Here is a 19813-nt window from a genome sequence, read left to right as displayed (position 1 = left end):
GAAAGACGATGAGAGAAATTGACGTTTCAGAAATTACAGTTGCGGTTAAGTCCCTTTTTATTGACGCAAACCGCGTCTTGCCGTCCGATCTTGAGAGCTGCATTGCAGCTGCGGCAGAAAAAGAAACCTCTGGGATCGGCAGGGAAGTCCTTTGCGATTTATGTGAAAATATGAAAGCGGCGAAGGAACTGAACATCCCCGTTTGCCAGGATACGGGCATGGCGGTTGTGTTTGCGGAAGTCGGGCAGGAGGTCCATATTACTGGCGGTTCCTTTGAGGACGCGGTCAATGAAGGCGTACATCAAGGCTATCTGGAAGGCCTCCTGCGCTGTTCGGTTGTTGCGGACCCCATTCGGCGCGGTAATACCGGCGACAACACGCCGGCAATCCTGCATACCCGCATCATACCTGGAGACAAGCTTGTGCTAACCGCGGCCCCGAAGGGGTTTGGAAGCGAAAACATGAGCCGGATAAAAATGTTTACTCCGTCAGCTAGCGTAGACGACATCCTCGATTTCGTAACCGATACCGTCCGTACGGCCGGCAGCAATCCGTGCCCGCCGATTGTACTTGGCGTTGGAATCGGCGGGGATTTTGAAAAGTGCGCTCTGCTTGCAAAAAAGGCGCTTTGCCGCCCGGTGTCTGAGCGGAACCCCGATCCGTTTTACGCGGAGTTGGAAACCAGAATGCTCAGTAGGATCAACGAACTGAATATTGGGCCGCAGGGGTTCGGGGGAATAACCACGGCTCTCGCCGTGAATATAGAGCAGTATCCTACGCATATTGCAGGTTTGCCTGTGGCGGTTAATGTAGGTTGCCATGTGACCCGTCACAAAAAGATTACGATTTAGACACGGATACTTTCTTTTAATAGAAGATTATGGTATATTATAGTTAGCGGATGTTCTTTCCTCAATTCTAGAAAAAGGAGATGCTCATATGAAGGTTTCGATTACTGGAAGGAAAGTGAATTTGAGGGATAATTTTAAAGAACTTGCCACAAAAAAGCTTTCCCGTTTTGACAGAATCTTTGACGAAGATGCACAGGCAAATGTTGTTGTAACAGTTGAAAGGAACCGCCAGACCGTTGAAATTACGATCAAATCAGGCAGCAGGATCTATCGGGCCGAGGAAACGGATTTTGAAATGAATGATGCGCTGGATAAGGTGATTAGTGCCCTTGGAAGACAGATTCGCAAAAATAAAACGCGGCTTGAAAAAGAAATCCATTCTGCCGCTTTGGATCAATATGTGCAGGATTATCTCCATACTGAAGAAGAACCGGATGAATATAAGATTGTGCGTACAAAGCATTTCTTTGTAAAACCGCTTAGTATTGAGGAAGCTATTTTACAAATGAACCTCCTTGATCATCAATTCTTCATGTTCCGCAATGAAACGACCGGGGAAATTAACGTGGTTTACAAACGTAAGGATGGAAATTACGGATTATTGGAACCGGACGTGGAATAATAGAATATCGCGCCGATTGAATAAGAATGGTGCCTAACGGAAAAGAGCTTATCCAAATTCGGGGCTGCGTACCGTCGCAGCCCCATATTTCGTTTTTATGGAGAGAAACATGCATAATTTTAAACTTGTATGCCCCTGCCTTCTTGGTGTGGAAGGTTTGGTTGCAGATGAATTAAGAAAGATGGACGCGCAGAATGTTGAACCGCAAAACGGGCGCGTTCTTTTTGACGGTTCCGAAGAAATGCTTGCGCGCGCAAACATCGGTTCCCGTTTTAGCGAGCGGGTCCTTGTTCAAATGGGAAGCTTCCCGGCACGGAGCTTTGAGGAGCTGTTTCAGAGCGTGAAAGCGCTCCCCTGGGAGGAGTGGATTGGCAAAAACGATCGTTTCCCTGTAAAAGGGCGAAGCCTGAATTCCAAACTTACCAGTATTCCGGATTGCCAGTCCATTATTAAAAAGGCGATTGTGGAGCGCCTGAAACAGAAATATAAATTGAATTGGTTTGAAGAAACGGGCGCATTGTATCAGATTCAGTTTCTAATCATGAAAGACAATGTAAGCGTTATGATCGACACTTCCGGGGAAGGGTTGCACAAGCGGGGTTACCGCGCCGCTTCTACGGAAGCGCCAATTAAGGAAACCCTTGCCGCCTGTATGGTGCATCTGTCGCGCGTGCGGCATGACGCCCATTTCATCGACCCGTTTTGTGGCTCTGGAACCATACTGATTGAAGCCACCCTGTATGCGCTGAATATTGCGCCGGGGCTGCGCCGCCGTTTTTCCGCCGAACAGTGGGCGCAAATCCGCCCGGACATTTGGCGGAGAGAAAAGGAACGAGCGCAAAGCCTTATAATGCATGACGCGCTGTTCACAGCCTATGGCTACGATATTGATGGCGCCGCCATAGCGCTTACGCTTGAAAATGCAAAAAAGGCTGGTGTTATTTCGCGGATTCACGCCGAAAAACGGTCGATTAAGGACTTCCGGTCCATTGGGGAATACGGCTGTGTGATCTGCAACCCGCCTTATGGGGAACGCCTGCTGGATATTCGTCAGGCAGAAGAACTTTACCGGACGATGGGGAAGGTGTTTGTGAAAAAGCACGGGTGGAGTTATTCGATCATCAGCCCGGATGAAAAGTTTGAGGAATGCTTTGGCAGAAAGGCGGACCGACGCAGAAAGCTTTATAACGGGATGATTAAATGCCAGTATTATATGTATTTTAAATGATCCCGGTTTCGTTAATATGCGTCCCTTGATTTCTTGCAAACGCCGTAAGCGGCGGAGAGCGGAAAGGGAATTTCGTTGCAGAAGATTTATGCTGCAGGCGGCGATACGCCAAATAAAATACCAGAGGAATTGCTAGAAGAAAAAAACGGAAACAGGAATTTTTTCCTTAAATTTGGAAATGATTACATCAGAATGTTTGGAAAACCGGAGTTTTTTAATAAAATTGTAAATATTTTATTAAATCGCAGATTTTAGTAAAAAAGCTCTTGATTTTCTGCAAGCAAGTATATAAAATATATCTTAGCACTCGGGTGTAATGAGTGCTAAAAGATCAAATGATTTGAAGGAGGACATATTATGACCATTAAACCATTGGCAGACAGAATTTTAATCAAAATGCAAGAAGCCGAAGAAACAACGAAAAGCGGCATTCTTCTTGCCGGTTCTGCAAAGGAAAAGCCACAGATTGCTGAAGTAATTGAAGTAGGACCGGGCGGTGTTGTGGACGGCAAAGAAGTAAAAATGTACGTGAAAAAGGGTGACAAGGTCATTACCAGCAAATATTCCGGTACCGAAGTTAAACTGGATGATCAGGAATATACGATCGTACGTCAGAGCGATGTTTTAGCGGTCGTTGAATAATCGGCTTGTTTTTATAATTTTATATTATTGGAGGTAATATATAGATGGCTAAACAGATTATTTACGGTGAAGATGCCAGAAAGGCGCTTTTAAGCGGCATTAACCAGCTTGCCGATACAGTAAAAATTACTCTTGGCCCAAAGGGAAGAAATGTTGTTCTTGATAAGAAGTTCGGCGCTCCCCTCATTACAAACGATGGTGTAACCATTGCCAAAGAAGTTGAGCTGGACGACCCGTTTGAGAATATGGGTGCGCAGCTTGTAAAGGAAGTTGCTACCAAGACAAACGATGTTGCCGGTGACGGTACCACAACAGCAACACTGCTTGCTCAGGCGATTATGCGCGAAGGCATGAAAAACGTAGCTGCTGGCGCAAACCCGATGATTATTCGCAGAGGTATTCAGAAAGCGGTTGACGCAGCCGTAAAATCCCTGAAAGAGCATTCCAAGAAAGTTGACGGTTCCGAAGATATTGCCCGTGTTGCAACGATTTCCGCTTCCAATGAATTCATTGGCAAGCTGATTTCCGAAGCAATGGAGAAGGTTACTTCCGATGGCGTTATTACTGTTGAAGAATCCAAGACAGCGGAAACATATTCTGAAGTTGTCGAAGGCATGATGTTCGACCGCGGTTATATTACCCCCTATATGGTAACCGATACCGAAAAAATGGAAGCGGTTATCGATGACGCTTATCTTTTAATTACAGATAAGAAGATTTCCAATATTCAGGAAATTCTCCCGCTTCTGGAAAAGATTGTTCAGTCCGGCAAGAAGCTCGTTATTATCGCAGAGGATATTGAGGGCGAGGCTCTCACCACCCTGATTCTGAACAAGCTTCGCGGCACATTCACCTGCGTTGGCGTTAAGGCTCCCGGCTTTGGCGACAGAAGAAAAGAGATGCTCCGCGATATCGCTGTTCTGACAGGCGGTCAGGTTATCTCTGAAGAGCTGGGGCTGGAGCTTAAGAATACAACGATCGAACAGCTTGGTCGTGCCCGTCAGGTTAAGATTGACAAAGAAAATACCATCATTGTCGACGGTATGGGTAATAAGGATGATATCAAAGCGAGAGTTGCCCAGATTCGTTCGCAGATCTCCACAACAACTTCCGACTTTGACCGTGAAAAGCTCCAGGAGCGCCTTGCAAAGCTTTCCGGCGGCGTAGCGGTTATCAAGGTCGGCGCTGCTACCGAAGTAGAAATGAAAGAGCAGAAGCTCCGCATTGAAGATGCTCTTGCGGCTACCAAAGCGGCCGTTGAAGAGGGTATCGTAGCAGGCGGCGGCGTTGCTTTACTCGATACAATTAAAGATGTTCAGAAGGTTGTTGACGCTTGCGAGGGTGACGAAAAGACAGGTGCAAAGATTATTCTGAAAGCTCTCGAAGAGCCGGTTCGTCAAATCGCAGCGAACGCAGGTCTGGATGGTTCTGTCATTGTTGACCACATTAAGAGTGCCAATAAGGTTGGCTACGGCTTCAATGCCCTTACCGAAGAATATGGCGATATGATTTCCTTCGGTGTTGTCGACCCGACTAAGGTAACCCGTTCCGCGCTGCAGAATGCTTCCTCTGTTGCGGCAATGGTGCTTACCACAGAGTCCCTTGTTGCGGATAAGAAAGAGCCCGCATCGGCACCGGCTGCTCCGGCAGACCCGGGCATGGGCGGCATGTATTAATTTCTCGGACAATAAAATTGAATTTCAACAAAAAACGGACGTCATTTTTGGCGTCCGTTTTTTATGCTATAAAATCCATCGGTTTATTTTCATTAACCTCCGTGACGTTCTGCTCCTATACCTTAATTGGAAATTTGAAAGATATGCAACTACGATAGCAGGAGGTCGATATACAATATAAGAATTATATCGGGAGAAATGATCCCAATGCCTTGAGAAAAGGCTTACGCATAAATATATGGTTGTGCGCAAGAAGAAAAAATTATGAAAAAGTGGAGGTTCTTCTTTCAAAAAGAAAGGCCGTTTGTTAATTATAGAGAGAATTTTGAAGTGACGCCTCTATTTTCAAAATAAAACATTCCCTTTTATTTCCAACTATAGTATAATGGGCTATAAGATTATATGTTTTTCTACAATAAAAATTATCAAGCGGATGTGAACCAACTCGAGCCATTTCGCCCCGATTCGATTCCATAAGACGGTATGGCGGATTCCATGAAAATGCGTTAAATTCGGTTTTTTTAGCTTATTACCGTCTTTGTGTTGAAATCCGATTTGTGATAAGATAGCAACTACAATCAGGAAAGGGGTGGTAACATGGAAGCATATTTACCGTATATCTGGCTTGGAGTAATCATTATTGCTGCAATTCTGGAAGGGTTAACCGCACAGCTTGTGTCAATTTGGTTTGTAATAGGCGGTGTGGCCGCGCTGATTGCGAATCTTTTAGGCGCTCCGATGTGGCTCCAAACCGTTTTCTTCGCTGGGGTGACGACGGTTACATTAATAGCGACGAGGCCGGTTGTTGGAAAACTGATGCGTTTTAAAAAGGAGGATACGAATACCGGTCGCTATATTGGTGAAACAGGCCTTGTCATTGCTGAAATCAATAATACCCTCGGCGTTGGCCAGGTAAAAGTCCGTGGCAGTATCTGGACCGCGCGCAGCGAGGACGGTTCCATTATTCAAACGGGAGAAAATGTACGAATCAACTCCATTGAAGGAGTAAAACTGATTGTAGCACCCATCCATAAATAAGGAGGATTTTTTAATGGGTTATATTTTGTTATTTTTAATCATTGTCGTCATTATAATTTTTATTACGAATATTAAGGTCGTTCCGCAGGCACATTCTTATGTTATTGAGCGTTTAGGCGCCTACAATAGCACATGGTTAACCGGGCTTCATTTCAAGATTCCGTTCATCGATAAGGTTGCGAAAAAAGTATCTTTAAAGGAACAGGTGATTGATTTCCCGCCCCAGCCTGTTATTACAAAGGATAACGTTACCATGCAGATCGATACGGTTGTTTATTTCCAGATAACGGATCCGAAGTTGTATGCTTATGGTGTTGAACGCCCGATTTCTGCAATTGAAAATTTATCCGCCACGACATTGCGTAATATTATCGGTGAGCTGGAATTGGATCACACGCTTACTTCCCGTGACGTAATCAATACGAAAATCCGCACTATCCTCGATGAGGCAACCGATGCCTGGGGCATTAAGGTAAACCGTGTTGAACTGAAGAATATCATCCCGCCGAAGGAAATTCAGGAATCTATGGAGAAGCAGATGAAGGCTGAGCGTGAACGCCGTGCGCAGATTCTGACGGCGGAAGGCGAAAAGAGTAGTGCGATTCTGATTGCCGAAGGTGAAAAAGAATCCGCGATCCTGCGTGCCGAAGCGAAGAAGGAATCCAAGATTCGTGAAGCACAGGGTGAAGCGCAGGCAATCCTGCTGGTACAGCAGGCTTACGCGGACAGTATCAAGCTTTTGAACGAAGCAAACCCGCGCGACGGCGTTATTGCCCTGAAGAGCCTAGACGCATTTGCAAAGGCTGCCGATGGCAAAGCAACAAAGCTTATTATTCCTTCCAATATCCAATCTATAGCCGGCTTGGCAGCCTCCGTAAAGGAATTGGTCGCAGATGAACCGAAACCGGCAGAATAGCGGCGGCATATTATACAAAGTAATGCCGAGGTTCATACCTTACAGCAATAGTTCTGTACAAAAATAATTTTTCGTACGATCATCTATTGAAATTCAGGTTTGAATCCCCTACAATAAATATATCATAAGTTGTCGGAGGGAACGCAAATGACAGGATTTTCCGTTTCCAGCAATTTTGAAATGCAAGGAATTCATTGTCGAGTTGCGCCAATATCCCGTTTGTTATCATAAGCTTAGGCTGTGCCTTTTCGTGGGGTGCAGCCTTCTTTTTATGTTCTTTTTACGGGCCGACGAAAACAATAGGAGAGTGTAATGATGGGTGTAAAAAAGGCAGCGATTATTATGGGTAGTGACAGCGACTTTCCAACCGTTTCAGCCGCTGTAAAGCGTTTAAAATTACTGGACATTCCCATGGAGGTACACGTAATGTCCGCTCACAGGACGCCGCAGGCAGCGGCGGAGTTCTCCGCTTCCGCTGTGAAGAACGGTTTCGGCGTCATCATCGCCGCGGCAGGAAAGGCAGCGCATTTGGCGGGCGTACTTGCCGCGCATACGACCCTTCCGGTTATCGGGATTCCGATTAAGTCGTCAACGCTGGACGGGCTGGATGCACTTTTAGCCACCGTACAGATGCCAAGCGGCATTCCGGTTGCTACCGTGGCAATTGACGGCGCGGACAATGCGGCCATTCTTGCTGCGCAAATCCTTGCTCTTTCCGATGAAACCCTTGCCGCAAAGCTGGTGGAAATGAAAAAGCAAATGGCACAGGGCGTTGCGCAGAAGGACGCGGCAATACAGGCAAAGGTTCAGGAACTGTGACAGGAGTAGGGAGGATAAAAATGAAAAGTTTCAGCGACAGCTATAAGGCGGCCGGAGTGGATGTTACTGCGGGATATAAAGCGGTTGAACTCATGAAAAGCCATGTTGCGCGTACAAACATACCGGGCGTTGTTTCCGGGCTCGGCGGCTTCGGCGGCCTGTTTCAGCCCGATCTGTCGGGAATGAAAACGCCTGTATTCGTGAGCGGCACGGACGGTGTGGGAACAAAACTGAAAATTGCTTTTTTAATGGACAAGCATGACACCATTGGCATTGACTGCGTCGCCATGTGTGTAAACGATGTGGTTTGCTGCGGGGCAAAGCCGCTGTTTTTCCTAGATTATCTTGCTGTAGGGAAAAATTTCCCGGAAAAAGTCGCGCAGATCGTATCCGGCGTGGCGGAAGGCTGTGTGCAGTCCAACTGTGCGCTGATCGGCGGGGAAACCGCAGAAATGCCCGGCTTTTATCCGGTCGACGAATACGACCTTGCCGGCTTTTCCGTGGGCATAGTGGATCGCGAAAAAATAATCGACGGATCGCAGATTGAAGTGGGCGACGTACTGATTGGCCTGCGCTCATCCGGCGTCCATTCCAACGGTTTCTCGCTTGTTCGCAAAATCTTCAATATTAGTGAAAAGAACATCAATATGCATATCGATGAATTCGGTCATACACTTGGCGAAGAGCTTCTAACGCCGACAAAAATTTATGTAAAACCGGTGCTTGCGCTGATGGAAAAAGTCTGTATCAAAGCAATTTCCCATATTACCGGCGGCGGATTTTTTGAAAATATCCCACGCATGCTTAAACCGGATACTACTGCGAAAATTGAGCTTGCGTCCCTGCCGAAGCTGCCGGTCTTTTCCGTGCTGCAGCGTGAGGGGAATATTCCGGAACGCGAAATGTACAATACGTTCAACATGGGAATCGGTATGTGTATGGCAGTTTCGAAGAACCAGGCCGATACGGCGGTTCAAGAGCTGAATTCCATGGGCGAACAGGCCTATATCATCGGAAGTGTTGTCAGCGGCGGGGAAGGGGTATCCCTATGTTGAATATTGCCGTGCTGGTATCCGGCGGCGGCACGAATTTGCAGGCGCTGATTGACGCCCAGAACCGTTCCGAGATACTGGGCGGCAGAATTGCGGTTGTCATTTCCAGCAAGGCGGAGGCCTACGCGCTGGAGCGCGCGAAAAAAGCCGGAATTCCAACGGAAACACTCATCCGGAAAGAATATTCCACCCAGGAAGACTATGATGCGGCGCTGCTTCGAATTTTGGGTCGCTATCAAATCGGTTTGATTGTTCTTGCTGGTTTCATGACTATAATCAGCGATAACGTTATCCGTCATTATGAAAATAAGATCATAAATGTTCACCCGTCGCTGATTCCGTCGTTTTGCGGCGCAGGGTTTTATGGCCTGCGGGTACATAGGGCGGTGCTTGAAAGGGGCGTAAAGCTGACTGGCGCGACAGTACATTTTGTCAATGAGGTCTGTGACGGTGGTCCGATTATTTTGCAGAAAGCGGTGAAGGTGCTTGAGGGTGATACGCCCGAAATTCTCCAGCGCAGGGTGATGGAACAGGCCGAATGGATATTGCTTCCTAAAGCGGTTGCTCTATTTTGCGAAGGGAAAATAACGGTTCATAACGGGAAAACTAAGATTCGGGAGGATTCGATATGAAAAAACAATGCCTTTTAGAAAATCTGAAAGCAAATGCTTACCCTGGTCGGGGGATTGTCGCTGGAAGAATCGGTTCGTGTGCGGTCATTGCTTATTTTATCATGGGCCGCAGCGAAAACAGCCGCAACCGTATTTTTGTTCAGGACGGCGAGGGTATCCGAACTGAAGCGTTTGATCCCGCCAAGCTGGTTGATCCTTCTTTGATTATCTATTCTCCGGTGCGGGTGTTGGATGGTACGACAATTGTTACAAACGGCGACCAGACGGACACGATCTATGCGTTTATGAAAGAAGGTAAGTCTTTTGCCGACGCCCTGCGCACGCGTACTTTTGAACCCGACGGGCCGAATTATACGCCCCGCATTTCCTGTATTATGGATAAATCGGGGGATTACCGGCTTTCCATTCTGAAAAGCGCAAACGGCAATCCGGATTCCGTACAGCGTTATTTCTTTGAATATACTTCTCCTGTCAGCGGAGAAGGTCACTTTATCCATACCTATTGCGGGGACGGGAGTCCGCTTCTGTCTTTTGAAGGCGAACCGACACTTGTTGGCATTTCCGGTGATATTGACGAATTTACCGGGAAAATATGGGAAAGCCTGAACGAAGACAATAAAGTTTCACTCTTTACCCGGTTCATCAATTTGGAAACCGGGGCGACAGAAACACGGATCGTAAATAAAAATCAATGACAGGAGAGGTTGAAATGGCAAACGAGCTTACGTTGAAATATGGATGCAATCCAAATCAAAAGCCGTCGCGCATTTTCAGAAAAGACGGCGGAGATTTGCCGGTACAGGTGCTGAACGGCAGACCGGGTTATATCAATTTTCTCGACGCTTTCAATAGCTGGCAGCTTGTGAAAGAGCTGAAGGAAGCGACGGGGTTGCCTGCGGCGGCTTCCTTTAAGCATGTCAGCCCGGCGGGCGCCGCGGTGGCAACCGAGCTTTCCGATACCTTAAAGAAGATTTATTTTGTAGACGATCTTGATCTTTCCCCTTTGGCCAGCGCATACGCCATGGCCAGAGGAGCGGACCGGATGTCCTCCTACGGCGACTGGATTGCCCTTTCCGATCCCTGCGACGTGCAAACCGCAACGCTGATCGCACGCGAGGTTTCTGACGGCATTATCGCGCCGGGCTATTCGGATGAAGCGCTGGAAATTCTCAAATCCAAACGTAAGGGCAGTTATAATGTCGTTGCGATCGATCCCGATTACCGGCCGGAGCCGATTGAATGCAAGGACGTATTCGGAATTACTTTTGAACAGGGCCGCAACGAAGTTAAAATTGACAACCAAATGCTCGAAAATGTTGTTACCGAGAATAAAAACATTCCGGAAAACGCAAAGCGCGATTTGCTGATTGCATTGATTACGCTAAAATATACGCAGTCGAATTCCGTCTGCTATGCGAAAGGCGGTCAGGTTATCGGCGTGGGTGCGGGGCAGCAGTCCCGAATTCACTGCACACGCCTGGCGGGCAATAAAGCGGATACATGGTACCTGCGCCAGCATCCGAAGGTGCTTGGTCTGAAGTTTAAGGAAGGCATCCGCCGTCCCGATCGTGACAATACCATCGACGTTTATATTTCCGAGGAATATATGGATGTTCTGGCGGAAGGCACATGGCAGAACCTGTTTGCAGAAAAGCCGGAACCGCTTACCCGCGAAGAAAAGCGCGCGTGGCTCGATACCCTTCAGAATGTTGCGCTTGGTTCGGATGCCTTTTTCCCGTTTGGCGACAATATTGAGCGCGCGCACAAGACGGGCGTGAAATATATTGCACAGCCAGGCGGCTCTATTCGGGACGACCATGTAATTGACACCTGCAATAAATACGGTATCGCCATGGCATTCACCGGCGTGCGGCTGTTCCACCATTAATTGACAAGTAAATAAAAGGAATTGAGGCGAAAGCGATGAAGATATTGGTAATCGGCGGGGGAGGTCGGGAGCACGCAATTATCCGAAAGCTAAAGGAAAGCCCCAAAGTAACGGAAATCTACTGTGCGCCCGGGAACGGAGGAATATCCCGGGACGCAGTCTGTGTGGATATTGCTGCAACAGATATTGACGGCGTTGTAAAGTTTTCCAAAGAGAAGAAAATGGATCTGGTGTTTGTTGCTCCGGACGACCCGCTTGCCGCCGGAATGGTGGACGCTCTGGAGGAAAACGGAATCCGTGCATTCGGACCGCGTTCCAATGCGGCAATCATCGAGAGCAGCAAGGTGTTTTCCAAGAATTTGATGAAGCGGTATCATATTCCTACTGCAAATTACGAAGTATTCAGCGATTCGGGCAAGGCTTTGGACTATATCCGAAAGAACGGGCAGTATCCCATTGTGATTAAAGCAGACGGACTGGCGCTTGGCAAAGGCGTGATCATCGCCGCGGATTTCAAGGAAGCGGAGAATGCCGTAAAATCCATTATGGAGGACAAGGTATTCGGCGCTTCCGGAAATCAGATTGTCGTCGAAGAATTTATTATGGGGCCGGAAGTGTCTGTCTTAGCGTTCACTGACGGCAAATGCGTCAAACCGATGGTCTCCTCGAAGGATCACAAGCGTGCCCTTGACAACGACAAGGGCCTGAATACCGGGGGAATGGGAACGGTCAGCCCGAACCCCTACTATTCCGAAGAAATCGCCAAGCTCTGTATGGATACAATTTTTCTTCCCACAATACAAGCGATGAACGCGGAGGGAAGGATGTTTAAGGGCTGTCTGTACTTTGGCCTAATGCTGACAAAGGACGGGCCGAAGGTAATTGAATACAATTCCCGTTTCGGTGATCCGGAAGCGCAGGTTGTGCTGCCGCGTTTAAAAACGGATTTTGTCGATATTCTGAACGCTGTGATTGACGGCCGCTTGGAAGAACAGCCCATCGAGTGGAGCAGCGACGCCTGTGCCTGTGTAGTAATGGCTTCCGGCGGCTACCCGGGAAAATACGCCAAGGGGCTTGAAATAACCGGACTGGACGAAAACGGGCAGGTGGAAGGCGCCACCGTATACCATGCGGGAACCAGCTGCAAAGACGGTGCGTTTTATACCAACGGCGGGCGTGTGCTCGGCGTTACTGCTTTAGGAAAAACGCTGGAGAAAGCGTTGCGGAAGGCGTATGAAGCAGTAGATAAAATCCATTTCGAAGGCGCGCATTTCCGGCACGACATCGGAAAATAAAGAAGCACGAAAAGGGCGATACGGTTATTCCGTATCGCCTTTTATCTATTGTTATTCAGCCAAAGCCCTTGTAAGCCATGCGTCCGCAATATCCATCGCTAAATATAATCCTTCTTTTTCGCTGGATTTTACAATCTGTTTCCGTGCGCGGATGTTTTGGTCGGTATACATTAGTTGAATGGTTACTTTATCGGCAACGTCCATGTCCTTAACTTTTTTTTTGCTTTTGATTTCAAGCCGGACAACATATTTATCTTTCATGCTTCCGTAATAAATCACATCACCGCAGCGCACCAACGGTTTGCCCTTATAGGTTGGAAACTGAGGTGTGCTCTCCTTAGAGTCATTCATTCAAAAGTGTCCTCCTTATTATTCGATTCATATGATAAGTGCTTCTTTACAAGTGCTGTGATTTACTCACCTAAATACGATTTTAATAATACTTGTAACAACTCGTCGCGATCAATTTTGCGGATCAGGCTGCGCGCATTATTGTGTGTAGTAATATATGTGGGATCTTCCGAAAGAATATAGCCAACAATTTGGCTGATGGGGTTGTACCCCTTTTCTTTCAAAGCATCGTACACCTGGGTGAGTGTTTTTTTAATATCCTCTTCACGGTCGTTACCGAGTGAAAAGGTCATTGTTTTATCAAGCATGGAAACACCTCCAACAATGTCATCATACAACATACATACAATAATTTCAAGAACTATTTTGTGAACACATGTTTAAGAGCGCAATCTGGCCCCCACTTTTTCAAGTTCATTTATTGTTTTTTTGATGATTCCGCTTACGCGTTCTTCGGTAAGTGTTTCGGTTAAAGAACGTAAAACAATACTGAATGCAACGCTCTTTTTGCCTGCGTCAATCTGTTCTCCCTTGTAGACATCGAACAGTTTAATGTTTTCCAGCAGATTTCCCGCGCCGCGGACAATTGCCTTTTCAAGCGTTAAAACAGGAATGCTGTCGTCGCAAATCAGCGCAAGATCGCGGGTAACAGCCGGGAATTTCGGTAGCGGCACATACGTTTTCTCTGTTTTCGCGTATTGGAACATCAGCTCAACATCCAATGAAAAGCAATAAACCCTTTCATCAATGCCGTAATTTTCAGCAACCTTCGGGTGAATTTCACCAATAACACCCAGACGGTGCCCGTCAATGCTCAGAACGGCGCAGCGGCCGGGGTGGAAGCTTGTTTCTTCGGATGAAGCTTCAATTTCATAATCGTATACACTAAGTTTTTCCAAAAGCTGCTCTGCCATACCCTTCGCGGTAAAGTAATCCGATTTATTTCCGTACATTCCAACAATCAGGCTGGTTTTTTCGATTGGCAACTTATCGTCGGTTGTCGGAATATATTCGCTGGCCAGCTCAAACAGGCACGCCTCCGCGTTGCGGTTATTAAAGTTGCGGGAAAGCACTTCCAGCATGGAGGGAAGGGCGGTTGTGCGCATGATGCTGGTATCTTCCCCGAGCGGATTGGAAATGGTAATGGACTTGCGAAGCGGGGAATCGGCGGGCATGCGGATTTTATCGTAGTATTTCGGGCTGATAAAAGAATACGTCATAATTTCGCTGGCGCCGAGCGCAAGCATGGTATCGCTGATGGCGCGGTTGAATTTCTGGCGCGGGGAATATTTTCCCTGCGCGCCGCCGCTGAGGGACGTTGAGAGAATTTTGTTGTAACCGTAAAATCTGGCGATTTCCTCCGCAATGTCGGCTTTATGCTCCAGATCAGGACGGAAGGTTGGCACCAAAATATCGTTACCGTCAAATTCGCAGCCCAGTTTGGCAAGGATCGCTTTCATCTGGTCGGCGCTCAGGTTTATATTGAGGAAATGATTGATCCAATCGGCGTCCAGATGGATTCTTTTGGGTTTCCTGTGGGAATGGTCGTCCAGAATCACGTCATCCAAAACATCGCCCGCGTCCAACAATTCCACCAGCTCGCACGCGCGCTCAAGAGCGGGTAGGCAGTTGTTCGGGTCAAGCCCTTTTTCGTACAGGGAGGAAGCGTCTGTGCGCATGCCCTGGTTCCTGGCGGTTGTACGCACGGAAGCCCCGTTGAAGCAGGCGGATTCGAAAACGATGGCGGTTGTGTCGTCCATAATCCCGCTGTACTCGCCGCCCATTACGCCGGCAATGGCAATCGGTTTGTTTGCGTCGGCAATGACAAGGTTTTTTGGAGTCAGCTTCCGCTCAACGCCGTCAAGCGTGGTGATGCTTTCGCCGTCTTTTGCGCGGCGCACACGGATTTTCCCTTCGTCGATGAAACGAATATCAAAAGAATGCATCGGCTGGCCGTATTCCAGCATAACGTAATTCGTAATATCGACGATATTATTAATAGGGCGTACACCCATGGCGCGTAGGCGCTCGCGCATCCAGCGCGGCGACGGCTTTACACGCACATTTTTTACAACGCGCGCGGAATAAATGGGGCATAGCTCGGGCTCCTCGACTTTTATGTCCAGCATTCCCTTGCAGGAGCCGTTTCCCGCTTTCACAACGGGCTTGTGCAGCTTTAACGGTTTGTCGAAAGTAGCGGCGGCTTCCCGCGCAAGCCCGATGACGGAGAAGCAGTCCGGGCGGTTCGAGGTGATTTCGAACTCCACCTTTGTATCGTTAAAGCCGAGCGCCTCACAGATCGGCTGCCCCAGCTTGCAATCCTCCTGCAAAACGAAAATGCCGTCCTCAATGGCATAGGGAAAATCATGCTTTGTAAGCCCCAGTTCGCCTAACGAGCAAAGCATGCCATTGCTTTCCACGCCACGCAGTTTGCCTTTTTTAATTTTTTTACCTCCCGGAAGAGTGGAATTATGCATGGCAACGGGAACTATGTCGCCGACTTTTAGATTCTGCGCGCCGGTGACAATTTGAATAGGTTCACAGGAATCAACGTCAATCTGTGTAATCCATAAATGATCGGAATCCGGATGCTTATTCAGAGAAAGCACCTTGCCGACAATAACATTCTCAATTTCGCTGCCTTCGACTTCCCAGCCCTCTACTTTGGAGCCGCTCATCGTCATCGCCTCGGCGAAATCCCGGATCGGCATTTCCTCCAGCGTTACAAATTCTTTTAACCATCTCATAGAAAGATTCATTATTCAGGCCCCCTTAAAATTGCTTCAGGAAACGTACGTCGTTTTCGTAGAAAAGGCGTAAATCGTCAATGTTGTATTTCCGCATGACTACGCGTTCCAGTCCCATGCCGAGCGCAAAGCCGCTGTATACCTCCGGGTCGATGCCGCAGTTGGAAAGCACCTTCGGATGAACCATGCCGCAGCCGAGAATTTCAATCCATCCTTCGCCCTTGCAAAGGCGGCAGCCTTCTCCGTGGCAGTTGAAGCATTGTACATCCACTTCGGCGGACGGTTCGGTAAATGGGAAGTGGTGCGGACGGAAACGCACAACGGAATCTTCGCCATACATGCGTTTCACAAAGGTTTCGAGGGTTCCCTTCAAATCCGCAAAAGTGATTCCCTTGTCAACCACTAAACCCTCAATCTGATGGAAGAGGGGGGAGTGGGTAGCGTCCACAGCGTCGGAACGGTAAACCCGGCCGGGGGAAATAATGCGGATAGGCGGTTTTTGCTTTTCCATCACGCGTACCTGAACCGGGGAGGTTTGTGTGCGCAGAAGAATATTGTCATTGATGTAGAAAGTATCCTGTGTGTCGCGCGCGGGATGGTCTTTCGGAATATTCAGCGCTTCGAAATTATAATAATCGTATTCGACCTCAGGGCCTTCCACGATTTCAAAACCCATGCCGATAAAAATTTCTTTTATGGTGTCAAGCTCAATGCTCAGCGGATGCTTTGCACCGAGTTCGCGGCGGGTTCCCGGCAGGGTAACGTCGATTTTTTCCCTTTCCAACCTTTTTTGCATTTCGGCTTCTTTTATTTCGGCTGCGCGTTTTACTAAATCTTTCTCTATAAAAGAGCGCACTTCGTTGGCCAGTTGCCCGATTTTCGGGCGTTCTTCCGCCGAAAGGCTGCCCATTTGTTTTAAAATGGAGGTGAGTTCTCCTTTTTTACCGAGGTATTTTATTCGCAGATTTTCCAGAACCTGCTGCCCTTTTGCTTCATTCAATTCACGCACTGCTCTTTCGCGAATTGCCTCAAGCTCCTGCTTCATAGCATAATCTTCCTTTCAGTTAGAAACTTTCCATTGGAATTAAAAAACGCCCCCGTCCCAAAGGGACGAAGACGAAACCTCCGTGGTACCACCCTAATTGATTCTTTTGGGGCCTCTAACGGTGCCTGCCGTCACAACCTACTGCTATTTCAGCCGTGCCACTCCGAAGGGAACTTCGCTGTTAGCATCTGCAGGCACGCTTTCAGCCGTGACGCACCCTCTCTTGGCAGGCGGGATAAACAGTTACTTCCTTCATCATCGTGTTATATTAATTAAATACTATATCATCTTCATGCGAAGATTGCAAGTACAACCTTATAATTTCGGATTCGGGCCTGTCGAATCGCGGACAATCAGTTCTGGCTTCAGCAGAACCTTGCTGATGTTAATGCCGTTGATCAATTCTTCAAGCATCATGAACGCGCTTTTCCCGAGGGAGAGACGGTCCTGGCGTATTGTGGTAAGCGAGGGGGAAAGGCGCCGCGCAATCGGAAGGTCGTCAAAACCAACCACGCTCACGTCCCTTGGAACCCGGACGCCAAGGCGTTTCAGCTCATATAATACGCCGGACGCGATTAAATCGCTAGCGCACATGATGGCGGTCGCCCCATGATTAAGAAACGTACTCACATAATCCTTTGCACAGTCCGCCACATAATACCCGTTGGCGATCAGCTTTGGATCGGCTTTTAAAGAATACCGTTCCATAGCTTGAAGGAACGCAAGGCGGCGGTCATTCGTTACCATGCAGTTCTTTGAGCCGTTCAGAAGGGCAATCTTTTTATGCCCATAGTCGTGTAAATGTTTTATCGCCATGTCGATGCCATGATATCCGTCAGTACCGACATAGCCGACAAACGGGTTGGGATTGTAGTTATCAAGCAAAACGGTAGCCACATTCGTTTTATTCAACTGTTGGATATAATCGTCGTGAAGGGCAAAGCCTAAAAGAAAAGCCCCGCTGAAGCCGTTCTTTAGCATAAAGCAATCGTATTTTTCCCGCGTCAGCAGGTTCAAGTTCGTGGGGATTACGGAAACCTCGCAATGGTGCCGAACCGCGCTGAGTTTAAAGCCAAGGACGATTTCATAACCGAACTGGTCAATATTTTCGTATTCCAAGTTTTCAATTAAAATACAGACCCTGCGTTTTCCGGGTTTCTTTCCCCTTTTTGGGGCGTACCCCATTTCCACAGCGGTATCCAGCACCATTTGCCGCATTTCTTCGCTGATGTCGTCGGCGCCGTTAAGCCCTTTGGACACGGTGCTGATCGAAACTCCCAGCTTATTTGCAATGTCTTTTATTGTGACCACTGCAATCCCTCATTTATTTTATTCCTAAGCGGGAATCATTCCGCAACCTATTTGAAATCATACAATAAAAAATTGGAATTATAAAATAGAAAAAAGAAATTTTGAATATTATGCAATTGACATTCATTATCCACCTTGTTATTATAAGGTGATATTTTCGTTATTTTTCGAAACAAGGGGCTGATATTCATGCCTGATACCGTCAAACACAAACAAAATAAGCGAAGTTCAGGAATTTTGCTCCCGGTAAGCAGTCTGCCTTCCGATTATGGCATAGGTGCTTTTGGAAGCGAGGCTTTCCGTTTTCTTGATTTTTTAAAAAGCGCCAGGCAAAAGTACTGGCAGATTCTCCCACTTGGCCCTACGAGTATTGGGGACAGCCCTTACCAGTCTTTTTCAGCTTTTGCGGGGAATCCTTATTTTATCGACTTGAACATTTTAATTGAGGAAGGATTGATAACGAAAGAGGAGGCCGGGGCGTTTAACTGGGGAAACCGGAATGAAGTGGATTATTCCTCCCTTTTTGCATCGCGGTATAAGCTTTTGCGCATGGCCTATAACAGAAGCAGACATTCAGCCACACAGGAATACGAAGTATTTTGCGGGGAAAATGCATATTGGCTGAATGATTACAGCCTCTATATGGCGCTGAAATTCCATTTTGATCAGCAGGCGTGGTGGCTCTGGCCGGAAGACATCCGCTTTTATGAAGTTTCCGCCATTCGGAAATACGAAAAAGAGTTAAAATACGAAACCGAATTTTGGAAGTTTTTGCAATTTAAATTTTTTGAACAGTGGAAGAAGGTAAAGGATTATGCAAATCATAACGATATAAAAGTGATAGGTGACATCCCGATTTATGTCGCTATGGACAGCGCGGATGTATGGTCGCACAGCGAATTGTTCCAATTGGACGCTCGGCGCAGGCCGGTAAAAGTTTCCGGCGTTCCGCCGGATGCCTTTTCAAAAAAGGGACAGCTTTGGGGTAATCCGCTGTATGATTGGGAAGCAATGGAGCGGCAGGGCTTTGACTGGTGGAAAAAACGGATGGAGTATTCGGCAAAAATCTATGACAAGATCCGAATCGACCATTTTATCGGCATTGTGCAGTATTATGCTATTCCGGCGGGGGAAACAACGGCGGTTAACGGAATCTGGGAAACGGGCCCCGGTCTGAAGCTTACGAACGCGATAAATTCCTCCGTAGGGAAAACAAGAATTATTGCGGAGGATTTGGGCGTTGTGGCGCCGGAAGTAAAACTCCTTCTGAAAAAAACAGGCTATCCCGGAATGCGGGTTTTGCAGTTCGCTTTTGAAGGGGACCCTCAAAACGAGCATTTGCCCTGCCATTATACCAACAATTTGGTGGCCTATTCCGGGACGCATGATAATAATACCCTTGTCGGTTTTTTTGACAGCTTGAAAAGAAAACATTTGAAATTCGCCAAAGAATACCTTCATGTGAAAAAGAAAAAAGAACTGCCGCAGGCTGCTATATGCGCTTTATATGCAAGCGTGGCGGATACGGTTATTTTACAGGCGCAGGATATTTTAATGCTGCCTGCCGGCGCAAGAATGAATTTCCCTTCGACAATCGGCAATAACTGGCGCTGGCGATTGGGGAAAAATGAGCTTAACCGGGAACTTGCGAAAAAGCTGGAGCGTTTAACCGTTGTTTATGACCGGTGATTTTATTATGG

At 47.5% G+C, this 19813-nt stretch carries 19 protein-coding genes and 1 other annotated feature; of the genes, 14 read left to right on the top strand and 5 right to left on the bottom strand.

The annotated features are described in order from the left end of the window. Positions 1-8 precede the first annotated feature (8 nt). The 13 genes from P9B68_RS01345 (at position 9) to purD (ending at position 12659) form a co-directional block, all read left to right on the top strand. Positions 9-851: a fumarate hydratase gene (locus P9B68_RS01345; RefSeq protein WP_135657365.1), complete on the top strand. Its 843-nt coding sequence runs from the start codon at positions 9-11 to the stop codon at positions 849-851. A gap of 88 nt (positions 852-939) precedes the next feature. After that, positions 940-1473 (top strand): ribosome hibernation-promoting factor, HPF/YfiA family, encoded by a 534-nt coding sequence (gene hpf, locus P9B68_RS01340; RefSeq protein WP_135657367.1) that lies wholly within the window; start codon positions 940-942, stop codon positions 1471-1473. A 109-nt stretch (positions 1474-1582) separates the two neighbouring features. Continuing rightward, complete coding sequence (locus tag P9B68_RS01335; protein ID WP_135657369.1) at positions 1583-2701, top strand: THUMP domain-containing class I SAM-dependent RNA methyltransferase; 1119 nt, start codon at positions 1583-1585, stop codon at positions 2699-2701. A 357-nt stretch (positions 2702-3058) separates the two neighbouring features. Then, the gene (locus P9B68_RS01330) at positions 3059-3343 is read left to right on the top strand and encodes a co-chaperone GroES (RefSeq protein ID WP_135657371.1); all 285 of its coding nucleotides are present in this window, start codon (positions 3059-3061) and stop codon (positions 3341-3343) included. A 44-nt stretch (positions 3344-3387) separates the two neighbouring features. Further along, a complete protein-coding gene (gene groL, locus P9B68_RS01325; RefSeq protein ID WP_135657373.1) occupies positions 3388-5019 on the top strand; it encodes a chaperonin GroEL in 1632 nt (543 codons plus the stop codon). Positions 5020-5616: 597 nt separating this feature from the next. After that, a complete protein-coding gene (locus tag P9B68_RS01320; protein ID WP_135659088.1) occupies positions 5617-6057 on the top strand; it encodes an NfeD family protein in 441 nt (146 codons plus the stop codon). Between the two features lie 13 nt (positions 6058-6070). Further along, on the top strand, positions 6071-6973 hold the full coding sequence (locus tag P9B68_RS01315; RefSeq protein ID WP_277668319.1) for an SPFH domain-containing protein: 903 nt from the start codon (positions 6071-6073) through the stop codon (positions 6971-6973). A 312-nt stretch (positions 6974-7285) separates the two neighbouring features. Then, a complete protein-coding gene (purE, locus tag P9B68_RS01310) occupies positions 7286-7792 on the top strand; it encodes a 5-(carboxyamino)imidazole ribonucleotide mutase (protein WP_277668318.1) in 507 nt (168 codons plus the stop codon). A 20-nt stretch (positions 7793-7812) separates the two neighbouring features. After that, on the top strand, positions 7813-8847 hold the full coding sequence (gene purM, locus P9B68_RS01305; RefSeq protein ID WP_135659094.1) for a phosphoribosylformylglycinamidine cyclo-ligase: 1035 nt from the start codon (positions 7813-7815) through the stop codon (positions 8845-8847). Then, entirely contained in the window at positions 8841-9476 is a 636-nt protein-coding gene (gene purN, locus P9B68_RS01300; protein ID WP_135659096.1) for a phosphoribosylglycinamide formyltransferase, read from the top strand. Before purM ends, purN begins: the two co-directional genes overlap by 7 nt. Then, positions 9473-10171 carry an IMP cyclohydrolase gene (locus P9B68_RS01295; protein ID WP_135659098.1) on the top strand — a complete coding sequence of 233 codons (699 nt, stop codon included), beginning with the start codon at positions 9473-9475 and terminating at the stop codon, positions 10169-10171. Before purN ends, P9B68_RS01295 begins: the two co-directional genes overlap by 4 nt. Before the next feature lie 14 nt (positions 10172-10185). Then, positions 10186-11364 carry a phosphoribosylaminoimidazolecarboxamide formyltransferase gene (locus P9B68_RS01290; RefSeq protein WP_277668317.1) on the top strand — a complete coding sequence of 393 codons (1179 nt, stop codon included), beginning with the start codon at positions 10186-10188 and terminating at the stop codon, positions 11362-11364. 35 nt (positions 11365-11399) lie between these two features. Then, positions 11400-12659: a phosphoribosylamine--glycine ligase gene (purD, locus tag P9B68_RS01285; RefSeq protein WP_135659104.1), complete on the top strand. Its 1260-nt coding sequence runs from the start codon at positions 11400-11402 to the stop codon at positions 12657-12659. Between the two features lie 51 nt (positions 12660-12710). Here the strand turns inward: purD and P9B68_RS01280 are convergent, their stop codons facing one another. The 5 genes from P9B68_RS01280 to P9B68_RS01260 all read right to left on the bottom strand — a co-directional run bounded on the left by P9B68_RS01280 (position 12711) and on the right by P9B68_RS01260 (position 18113). Beyond that, complete coding sequence (locus tag P9B68_RS01280; RefSeq protein ID WP_135659107.1) at positions 12711-13010, bottom strand: hypothetical protein; 300 nt, start codon at positions 13008-13010, stop codon at positions 12711-12713. Between the two features lie 62 nt (positions 13011-13072). Next, the gene (locus tag P9B68_RS01275) at positions 13073-13318 is read right to left on the bottom strand and encodes an IreB family regulatory phosphoprotein (protein ID WP_135659109.1); all 246 of its coding nucleotides are present in this window, start codon (positions 13316-13318) and stop codon (positions 13073-13075) included. Positions 13319-13390: 72 nt separating this feature from the next. Continuing rightward, on the bottom strand, positions 13391-15769 hold the full coding sequence (pheT, locus tag P9B68_RS01270; protein ID WP_135659111.1) for a phenylalanine--tRNA ligase subunit beta: 2379 nt from the start codon (positions 15767-15769) through the stop codon (positions 13391-13393). A gap of 13 nt (positions 15770-15782) precedes the next feature. Further along, the gene (pheS, locus tag P9B68_RS01265; protein ID WP_135659113.1) at positions 15783-16802 is read right to left on the bottom strand and encodes a phenylalanine--tRNA ligase subunit alpha; all 1020 of its coding nucleotides are present in this window, start codon (positions 16800-16802) and stop codon (positions 15783-15785) included. Positions 16803-16860: 58 nt separating this feature from the next. Beyond that, positions 16861-17070 (bottom strand) — a binding site (T-box leader). A 47-nt stretch (positions 17071-17117) separates the two neighbouring features. Continuing rightward, positions 17118-18113: a LacI family DNA-binding transcriptional regulator gene (locus P9B68_RS01260; RefSeq protein ID WP_135659116.1), complete on the bottom strand. Its 996-nt coding sequence runs from the start codon at positions 18111-18113 to the stop codon at positions 17118-17120. Positions 18114-18302: 189 nt separating this feature from the next. Between P9B68_RS01260 and malQ the strand changes: the two genes are divergently transcribed. Continuing rightward, complete coding sequence (malQ, locus tag P9B68_RS01255) at positions 18303-19802, top strand: 4-alpha-glucanotransferase (protein WP_135659117.1); 1500 nt, start codon at positions 18303-18305, stop codon at positions 19800-19802. Positions 19803-19813: the final 11 nt, after the last annotated feature.

Source organism: Caproiciproducens galactitolivorans, from assembly GCF_029266045.1.
Taxonomy (GTDB): Bacteria; Bacillota; Clostridia; order Oscillospirales; family Acutalibacteraceae; genus Caproiciproducens; species Caproiciproducens galactitolivorans.
The sequence above is the reverse complement of the archived record's forward strand: the minus strand, read 5'-3'. Positions and strand labels throughout refer to the sequence as shown.